At 37.7% G+C, this 7577-nt stretch carries 3 protein-coding genes; all 3 read left to right on the forward strand.

Annotated features, from left to right (window positions below; translation table 11 throughout):
• Positions 1-10: 10 nt before the first annotated feature.
• The 3 genes from ACGH6R_RS03195 to ACGH6R_RS03205 all read left to right on the forward strand — a co-directional run bounded on the left by ACGH6R_RS03195 (position 11) and on the right by ACGH6R_RS03205 (position 7375).
• Positions 11-616, forward strand: coding sequence for a TetR/AcrR family transcriptional regulator (locus ACGH6R_RS03195; protein ID WP_220216702.1), 606 nt, complete (start codon positions 11-13; stop codon positions 614-616).
• A 406-nt stretch (positions 617-1022) separates the two neighbouring features.
• A complete protein-coding gene (locus ACGH6R_RS03200; protein ID WP_411598883.1) occupies positions 1023-6068 on the forward strand; it encodes an autotransporter outer membrane beta-barrel domain-containing protein in 5046 nt (1681 codons plus the stop codon).
• Positions 6069-6379: 311 nt separating this feature from the next.
• Complete coding sequence (locus ACGH6R_RS03205; protein ID WP_411598884.1) at positions 6380-7375, forward strand: MDR family oxidoreductase; 996 nt, start codon at positions 6380-6382, stop codon at positions 7373-7375.
• Positions 7376-7577 lie beyond the last annotated feature (202 nt).

The following is a 7577-nucleotide window of genomic DNA, read 5'->3' on the forward strand; positions in this document are numbered from 1 at the left end:
ATAAATCACTATGTCAACACAGTCATTCTCAAAAAAAGGTAACGACACTAAAGCAGCATTGATCCGTAGTGGCATGGCGTTAATGACAACTTATGGCTACCTATCCTCAAATCTAGAAAGCATATTGAAACAGGTTGGTGTACCCAAAGGGTCATTTTATTACTACTTCAAAAGTAAAGAAGATTTTGGGCGAGCCATTATCGCGTCTTATGATAGCTTTTTTAGTCATAAATTAGATAAACATCTAACCGACAGCTTGATATCATCACCACTCGCTAGAATCAAAGCTTTTTATGAAGATGCTAAACAAGGCATGGCAAAATATGATTTTAATCGTGGTTGCTTAATTGGCGAACTAATCCAAGAAGAATCGTTATTACCGGAAGGGTATGCACAACTACTTGAACAGATTTTACAAAATTGGCAGACCAAACTAGAACACTGTTTATTACAGGCACAACAATGCGGAGAACTGAGTTCAGCGGTAAACTGTAAAGCCCTTGCAGAATTTTTTTGGATTGGTTGGGAAGGCGCCGTAACTCGTAGTAAATTAATAAAAAAATCGGCACCTTTAGATCTGTTTATTCAACTTTTTTTAGATAAAATAATTCAATAATACCAATGGTTAATTTTGATTTATTCCTTCCTAACCAATTCATGTTACGCACGCTTAAATAACCTTTAAAAGACAATTTATATTATTTTGATTGCCTATCACTAGGCAATATGATACAAATAATAGCGAATTATCGTACTATCTTTTCAAGCAAAAAATAATCGATAAATTCAATATACAATCTTTCCACCTTGTACTTCGTTTCATCATTTTATTTGTAAATAACGCAATTTTATTTTTATTCATAAATATCTTTACATAATGCATTAAATTTTCATAAGTTTTTTGTATCTCGTTACATTAAAAACAAAATATTCGTTGGTTAATTTTCTATCAGCATTTTCATTTAAATTAAAAGCTATATTTTACATAAATATAAATATCTCTGATTAAGTGAGAGGAAATAATGAACAAAATTTATAGGCTTATTTGGGATGCAGTACGTCAAAGTTATGTACCAACTTCGGAAAATACCCAATCAAAAGGTAAAAGTTTTTCGGTCAAATTGCTTACTGTTGTCAGTTTGAGTTTTGTATTAACACATTACAGTTATGCAAGTGACACGGCAAACGATTTAAATAATGCAATTGCTTCACAAAAACATAATATTAATCAATCATTAAATTTGCCATACAGCGGTAATCCTCTACAGAATTTTATTAATCACAGCGCTGGCATAAGTATTTTTGCCACCTCAAAAAACATCACTATATCAAACGATATTACCAACTCGAATGATGGATACGATTACACAACCGACAGTAACACCAGTGATTTTACTTTTAACCAAGCGGCTGGCTCCATAACTGGTGAAGCCAGTGGAGTGAATATTACTCACGGCGGTATTGGTTCAAGTAACATCATGCTATCAGGCGTGATTACAGGAAAAGCTCAGAATGGGCTCGCGGTAAACAATACCGAAACCACAAAAGATTTAAAAGTATCACAAATGGGTAACAGTAGCATTCAGGGTAAAAAAAATGGGATCAAAGTCGAGAATAAAGGTAACGGAACCACAACACTAACCACTTCTGGACGCGTTGTTGGTGAAGCAGCCAACGGAATACAAGCTGATAATGCGACAAGTGCAAAGGATCTTAAGGTTATCCAACTGATAGGAAGTATATCGGGCAGAACAAATGGTATTTATGCAAACAATAGCGGAACGGGCTCGACAACGGTCACTACCTCTGGCGAAGTCATTGGTAGCCAACATGAAGGAATTTACATATTTAATGATACCACAGCCAAAGACATCACCGTTACACAAATGAATGGCAGTAGTATTAAAGGCCACGCAAATGGTGTCAATATTATAAACAGCGGTATAGGATCGACGTTGATTAATGCATCAGGAAGTGTTGAAGGTCAAACAGCAAATGGCATGTTTGTCGTCAACAAAGAAAATACAGAAGATCTCACCGTTAACCAATTAGAAGGCACGATTCATGGTAGTACAAATGGTATTAACATGACAAATAATGGTAACGGTTCAACACTGGTCACGACTTCAGGTGATGTCATTGGTGATCAAAATGACGGGTTATTCAATGCTAATCATGCCAATGCCCATGACCTCACACTTAATCAGTTATCCGGCAAGATTCAAGGTAAGCAAAACGGAATCAATATGGCGAATAATGGTAAAGGCTCAACCTTTATCACCACCTTAGGTAATATTATTGGTACTGAAAATGATGGGCTATACTCCTATAACGGTAACAATACGCATGACCTTACTGTGCATCAATCTGGGGGCACTATAAATGGCAAGCTTAATGGCATCAATCTTGCCAACCAAGGAAACGGATCAACCACCATTAACTCAGTGGGTGATGTCATAGGCGAAAATAATGATGGCATGTATGTGGCGAATGATGTCAACACGCAAGATCTGACGATTAAACAAAACGGTGGCAAAATCAGCGGCAATACGAACGGAATTAATCTTGCTAATAAAGGAAAGGGATCCACATTCATAACAACACAAGGAAAAGTGTTAGGCAACCAAAATGATGGTATGTTTGCCCTTAATGATACTACCACTCAGCATCTCACCGTCGAACAATCAGACGGAAGTATTCAAGGTAATAAAAATGGCATAAACATGGCGAATAAAGGCAATGGCTCGACCCAAATTACCACATCGGGTGAAGTCATTGGGAAAAATAATGATGGTATGTATGCCTTTAATGATATCAACACACAAAACATCACCGTCAACCAAAAAGGTGGAAAAATTTCCGGTAATTTAAATGGCATAAACATGGCCAATAGCGGTAAAGGTTCAACCACTATTACCACCTCAGGCGAAGTATTAGGCAATAATAACGACGGTTTATATGCGGCGAATCAATCAAACACTCAAAATTTATCTATTACACAATCGGCAGGCATCATTAACGGGAATGCCAATGGAATCAACATTGCCAATCATGGTAATGGATCGACTTCTATTTCAACATCAGGCGTGATAAAAGGACAGAAAAATGACGGTATGTACGCCTTAAATGGCGCCAATTCACATGATCTAACCGTTAAGCAATCAACAGGAAATATTTATGGTGCATTAAACGGTATCAATATGGCAAACAGTGGTCTTGGTGAAACCAACATTACCACGTCGGGAGATGTAATCGGTGCAAAATACGATGGGTTATATGCTGTTAACGATGTCCATACAACAGATATGAAGATAAATCATATACAAGGTAACATTACAGGCCAAAAAAACGGTATTAATATTACCAACAAAGGTGAAGGGTCATCTTATATAACATTAACCGGTAATGTAACCGGTTCAACTTATGATGCAATCGTTGCTTCAAATGATTCAACCGCTAATGATTTATCAGTAATACTTGATAATAATGCCACCATTACAGGACAACTCAATGGCATCAATTTAGTAAATAAAGGTCGTGGTTCAACCTCTATTAACATTAATGGATCTGTCCTAAGCCATTCTTTAGATGCAATCATTGTGGCTAATGATGTTACAACAAAAGATCTGATCTTTTCGCTCCAAAATCAGGCACATATTCAAGGAAGTAAAAATGGGATCAATCTGACTAACCAAGGATTAGGATCGACAAGCATTACTGTCGAAGGTAACATTCAAGCAGGGCGTGGAGATGCGATCTCAGCGTCCAATAAAAATAAAGCTCAACATTTATATATTGAACAAAAGGCAACCAGTAGCGTAACCAGTTCAGATAATGGTATCAATGTGAGTAATTTAGGAACAGGGATTTCATCTATTACTGTATCAGGAAATATTAATGGTGATAACGGTTCGGGAATACTAGTTAAAAACGGCAATACATCAAGCGATCTCATCTTATCCCAAAAGGCTGGTAGCATAATTGGACTAAATAGTGGGATTAATGTCACCAATAACGGGACAGGCATAACTAAAATTGATATCGCAGGCACGGTAGTTGGTAAGGGGCAAAATCAACTTAACCTTCCTGGTGCTGGCATTTACTCATCAGGTAATGTTGGGACAAAAACCTATATCAATCTTAATGCAGGATCGGATGTTTCAGCCCTAATAGGCGCATCAATTAAAAATGAAATTAGTGATGCGATAATTACTCTTAATGATGGTTCAAAAATCAGTGGACAAATCCTACTTGGAACGGGTAATGATACCCTCACCATTCATAAAAATGCGAATATTACCGACCTCACGATTATTGATGGTGGTAGTGATACAATGCGCAGTTCACAATCATCGTCAACCGATACACTGAATCTTTACCAAGATATGACAGGATCATCAACAAGTACGGGGCGTAGTGGCGATGTATCTGTGCTAAATTGGGAAAATATCAATGTAGGGCAAGCGATAACATTTACATTAACAGGCGATTTAGATACTCAAAACCTTACCTTAAACGCTGATTCTGTTTTGAAATTACAAACATCATTAAATCAAGCTACGGTAAACGGTACCATCAATAACGCAGGTACCATAACGCTGAGTAATTCAAAGGCTGGCGAAAATTTAATAATTAACGGTGACTATGTCGGCAACAATGGTAAATTAATACTGGATACCGTGGTACAAGGTAGTGAAAGTGATACCGATAGATTACATGTGAATGGTCATGTAACTGGACAAACACAATTACAGATAAATAATGTCAATGGAATTGGGGCGGACACCACAAATACAAATGGCATTAAAGTGGTAAATGTGACCGGTAGTAGTACCAATGACGCATTCAATCTTCAAGGTGGACATTTAGATGTCGGCGCTTTCGAATATTATCTTTATAAAGGTGATCTCAATCATCAAAATGATAATTGGTATTTACGCTCCTATTTGGACAACCTATATGAAGATCAAAATACCGACAAGAATAATACTCATTCAAAGAATGAAGAAAATAATCCGGGAACAACTGATTCTAACAATGATGAAAATAATCACGATTTGAACCCTATTATTGATTCAAATCATCAGAAAGAAGAAAAGCATAATACCAACAACAAACGCTTAACTTACCGAAAAGAAGCCCCACTTTATTCAGCGGTGAGTGAGCAATTACGTCAAGCGGATATTATCATGCTCAGCAATCTACACCAACGCATAGGTAATACGCCAAGCAACGATGTCACTAACACATGGGGTAGATTCATTGCAGCACGTAACGATATCAAACAAAACGGCGTATTAAATACTCACAGCAAAGGAAATTACACCGGTTTACAATTAGGTAGTGATATCTGGCAAGATAATGATTGGCGTATAGGCGCTTATTTTGGTTACCTATACGGTGACTTAAAAGTTAACGGGTTTGCTAGTGGTATAAATGGACATGTTGGAAAAAATACGACTGACACGTATTTTATTGGTGTTTATGGGACTTACACGCATGATGACGGCAGTTATCTGGATTTAGTGGTGCAAGCTGCACGACATAAAGTCAATATCAAACCAAACAGTAACACCAACAGCAAACAAAAAGGCTATGGCGCCACCGCTTCAATCGAATTAGGTAAACCGTTTACATTCAGTGATATGGGTTGGAAGCTAGAGCCTCAAGTACAGATTATACACCAATGGCTCGATTTAGATAAAAGCCATATAAAAGGTAACACAACCGTCAAACATAGTAATAATAATGCTTGGCTATTCCGTATTGGGGGTAGAATCGAAAACGATTTTGCTATGGATTTTGGCATGTTACGACCCTATGCGCGAGTAAACCTGTTCTATTCGCCAAATGGTGCTGATCGTACCCACTTTGCTACACCAAGTTACACCAAGACAATCCGTAGTGGTGCGTCACATACCAGTACTGAATTAGCGATTGGTGGAAGCGTTGACATCAACACGCAATTTACCGCCTACGGTGAATTGGGTCACACTTGGTCAAATGGTGGCAATGCCAGAGTCAAAGCCCCAATAAATGGGTCAATAGGCCTCAAAGCCAACTGGTAAATTAATATAACAACCCCATTAAAACCGATATTGGTGATCAAACAAATATCGGTTTTTTTATATTTAAACCGTTATACAAGTTTAGGCTGACTAAAATAAGCGTAAAATTAACCCCATTAGTTAATACGATTGATGGCAATTTTAACGCATCAATAGCTTGGTTAATATCTGTTGCAATAGACTAGACAATCGGTCTATAATTTTTAGACCGACTGTCTAGCAACATTAAATCAGCCTGTTCACTGACTATCTGTTCTACCAATTCAGTGAGTAAACATACCTTAGATTGCCAAATGTAATAAGGAATAACCATGTCATTCAAAGCTATTGTGTTAGAAAAAGATGAAAACCACGGTTTTACAAGTTCTATAAAAACCGTCCCCCAACAACAATTACTTGCTCAGCAAGGTGACACATTAATCGAAGTTCACTACTCAAGTATTAACTATAAAGATGCATTAGCACTCACTAACAAAAGCCCCGTTGTCCGGCAATGGCCAATGATACCGGGCATTGATGGTGTGGGTTGTGTCGTTGAGTGTGCAAATGGTCACTATCAAAAAGGGGATATGGTCATCTTAAACGGTTGGGGATGTGGTGAAACCCACTGGGGGTGTTTAGGACAATATGCCTATTTAAAATCAGAATGGTTAATTCCATTACCGCAAAATATCACACCTTATCAATCAATGGTTTTGGGTACTGCGGGCTATACCGCCGCCTTATGTGTAAAACGACTGCTTGATTTCGGCATCAAACCGCAAAATGGTGCTATTCTTGTAACGGGTGCAAGTGGTGGCGTGGGTTCCGTTGCCGTTGCCCTGCTAAGCAAATTAGGTTATAGCGTAACAGCCTCGACCAGCAAAATGGATGATCAAGACTACCTACGCAAACTTGGTGCAACCAATATCATTGACAGCCAACCATTAAAACAAGCAGGCAAACCACTCCAAAAAGAACAATGGGCTGCCGTTGTCGATGTCGTTGGGTCACACACACTTGCAAATGCGTGTGCACAAACACAATATGGTGGCATAGTAGCTTGCTGTGGATTGGCACAAGGTATGGACTTACCTGCAACGGTTGCACCATTTATTTTGCGTGGTGTAACATTAGCCGGTGTTGATAGTGTAATGGCAACTTATCAACATCGTTTAGCGGCATGGCAGTTATTATCCCAACATCTTGATGCATCAATGCTATCCCATATTGGCAAGACCATAACTTTAAACGACTGCAATGATATCGCCACTAAAATGATAGCAGGACAAATAAAAGGTCGATATGTGGTTGATGTTAATAAATGAATTTAAGATTTATAAACATTATACGAGTATAATTTTCCTAAACGTTGGGTTTTTAGTATTTTGTTAAAAACGAAATTTTTTATTCACTCAGTTTTTAATAAAAATAGCAATTTAAACTTTTGAACTTTTGAACTTTTGAACTTTTGAACTTTTGAACTTTTGAACTTTTGAACTTTTGAACTTTTGAACTTTTGAACTTTTG

It is taken from the genome of Gilliamella sp. CG13 (assembly GCF_046635805.1).
Taxonomy (GTDB): domain Bacteria; phylum Pseudomonadota; class Gammaproteobacteria; order Enterobacterales; family Orbaceae; genus Gilliamella; species Gilliamella apicola_I.